Origin of the sequence: Pseudomonas sp. V98_8 (assembly GCF_029967975.1) — a bacterium.
In the GTDB taxonomy this organism is placed as follows: domain Bacteria; phylum Pseudomonadota; class Gammaproteobacteria; order Pseudomonadales; family Pseudomonadaceae; genus Aquipseudomonas; species Aquipseudomonas umsongensis.
Genome location: NZ_JASCAE010000018.1, coordinates 1 through 2,136, shown reverse-complemented (window position 1 = coordinate 2,136; position 2,136 = coordinate 1). Strand labels below are relative to the sequence as shown.

The 2,136-nt window shown below is 61.8% G+C and carries 3 protein-coding genes; all 3 read right to left on the bottom strand.

Features of this window, described 5'->3' with window-relative positions; translation table 11 throughout:
- Positions 1-153: 153 nt before the first annotated feature.
- The 3 genes from QLG10_RS07880 to QLG10_RS07870 are packed head-to-tail and all read right to left on the bottom strand — an operon-like array spanning position 154 to position 2,015.
- On the bottom strand, positions 154-696 hold the full coding sequence (locus tag QLG10_RS07880) for a DUF2937 family protein (RefSeq protein ID WP_020797831.1): 543 nt from the start codon (positions 694-696) through the stop codon (positions 154-156).
- 12 nt (positions 697-708) lie between these two features.
- Positions 709-1,485: a class II glutamine amidotransferase gene (locus QLG10_RS07875; RefSeq protein ID WP_110752550.1), complete on the bottom strand. Its 777-nt coding sequence runs from the start codon at positions 1,483-1,485 to the stop codon at positions 709-711.
- Positions 1,486-1,517: 32 nt separating this feature from the next.
- Complete coding sequence (locus QLG10_RS07870; protein WP_179056493.1) at positions 1,518-2,015, bottom strand: MFS transporter; 498 nt, start codon at positions 2,013-2,015, stop codon at positions 1,518-1,520.
- Between the last annotated feature and the right edge of the window lie 121 nt (positions 2,016-2,136).

Sequence of the window (2,136 nt, the reverse complement as noted above, 5' to 3'; positions counted from 1 at the left end):
CAACAGCAAGGGGGAGCAAGCTCCCCCTTTGGTTTTTACCGGACACTAGTGACGCTCTGCGTGGGAATGCAGCCCGGGACGCTCTGCGCCCCCTCCAGAGCCGAACGCGGAGCGTCCGTTGAGGCATTCCCACGCAGAGCGTGGGAACGATCATCAGAGCCCGCGCAGATCCCGCTCTTCGATCGGCCGGCTCTGGCGCAGGCGCTTGCCGCCCAACACTACCCAATCGATCAGGCGGAACAGGCACTCGATCCCGAACGACAGCAGCAACGCGCCGCTCATGCCCCAGATCATCGCCTCCGGGGTCAGCAGGATCTGGTAGCTGTAGCCGTTCCAGGTTTCCTTGCGAATGTCCGGATCCGCGGCCAGCACCACTTGCAGGAAGCGGATATACCACGGCCCTTGCATCGCCTGGAATTGCTTGTCCAACGCCACCTGGCGAGTCAGCAGGTTGCCCAGGCTGTCGGCGTCGCTGCGAAAGATCGGGTCTTCACTGGCGCGATAGTGAGCGACCAGGGCCTGCATGTCGCCCTTGAAGAATTGATTGGCGGTGTTCTGAAACCCGCTCAGACCGGCCTGCGCTTCAATCAGGTGCGCTTCGACCCGCTTGGCGTAATCATTGATGAAACCCGGCACCTGGACACCGATCAACAGGCCCGCCGCAAACAACACCAGCCGCAAATAACTGAGCAACATGGGGGATGATCCTTATTCGGTCCGGCCCTGGCTGACGCATTCACCGCGTCGCCACAGGCTCCATTGGCCTGGCTCGTAGCGGGTCCAGGTTTCATTTTCGGTCAAGGGCTCGGTGGCGATCACCGTGACCACATCGTTGGGCGTGGTTTCGGCCTGGAAGTCGACGATCACATCGACGTCCTTCAGGCGTGCCGGGCCGAACGGGGCGCGACGGGTGATCTGCGCCAGTTTGGTCGAGCAATAACAGAACAGCCAGTCGCCATCGCTGAGCAGGCAGTTGAACACGCCCTTGCTGCGGTATTCGGCGCAGGCGGCGACCAGGTCCGGCAGCAGTTCTTCGACCTCCACGGGTTCGGGAAACGCAGCCCGCACACGGTTGAGCAAGTCACAGAACGCCGCTTCGCTGTCGGTATCGCCAACCGGGCGGTAGAAGCTGGCCGATGGTTGCAGGTCTGCTAACTGGCCATTATGCGCGAAGCACCAGTTACGCCCCCACAACTCGCGTACGAACGGATGGGTGTTGGAAAGGCAGACCTTGCCGACGTTGGCCTGGCGGATATGCCCGATCACCACTTCGCTCTTGATCGGGTAGCGTTGCACCAGGTTCGCGACTTCCGACTCGCAGCTCGCCGCCGGGTCCTGGAACAAGCGCAAACCCCGACCCTCGTAGAAAGCGATGCCCCAACCGTCCCGATGTGGACCGGTACGCCCACCGCGCTGCATCAGCCCGGTGAAGCTGAACACGATATCGGTCGGGACATTGGCGCTCATGCCCAATAACTCACACATGCTCGAACTCTCGCTTTATGGCAGGGGCACGGTTACAGACGGGGTTCGACGCGCATCCGCTGGGGATTTCCCGGCACAGGCGGGCGGCCGTAACGATCATCGCCGGCACCGCCGAAGGGGTGATCCTCTTCCGGCTCGTCGGCACGGATCGCAGCCTGGGCGGCGGCGGCCTGTTCCTTGCGGGCCCGGGCGCCACGCTCGAGGACGAAACGAATCGCCACGAACACCAGGTAGATGCCGAAAGCGATCATGCCGTACATCAGCAGGTCGGAAATCGCCCGCCACGCGTTGTTGCCGACCTTGAACAACAGGTCGAGCGCCGTGATGGCAATGGCCGGGGCCACTTTTTCCTTCACCGGGTCGATGATGGTCGGGCTGAACAGCAGCACCGCCACCAGCAAACGCAGGGGTTCGCGCAGCCAGCGCCACATCCAGCGGGTGATGCGCATCCACACCAGCAGGCAGCCCAAAGCGGCAAAGGCGTAGAGGCCCCAAGCGATCAGATAGTCGTTCTCGGTCATGGTGTCCATGGCAAGGCAGGCAAAGAGGCGCTTATGATAACGGCTTTTCGTCCATCAGGCTCCTTCATGTAGGAGCTGCCGCAGGCTGCGATCTTTTGATCTTAAAAAATCAAGATCAAAAGATCGCAGC

Excerpts from the sequence above, each read along its gene's own strand:
- QLG10_RS07870 (WP_179056493.1), bottom strand. The coding sequence starts at position 2,015 with ATGGACACCATGACCGAGAACGACTATCTGATCGCTTGGGGCCTCTAC.
- QLG10_RS07880 (WP_020797831.1), bottom strand. The coding sequence starts at position 696 with ATGTTGCTCAGTTATTTGCGGCTGGTGTTGTTTGCGGCGGGCCTGTTG.
- QLG10_RS07875 (WP_110752550.1), bottom strand. The coding sequence starts at position 1,485 with ATGTGTGAGTTATTGGGCATGAGCGCCAATGTCCCGACCGATATCGTG.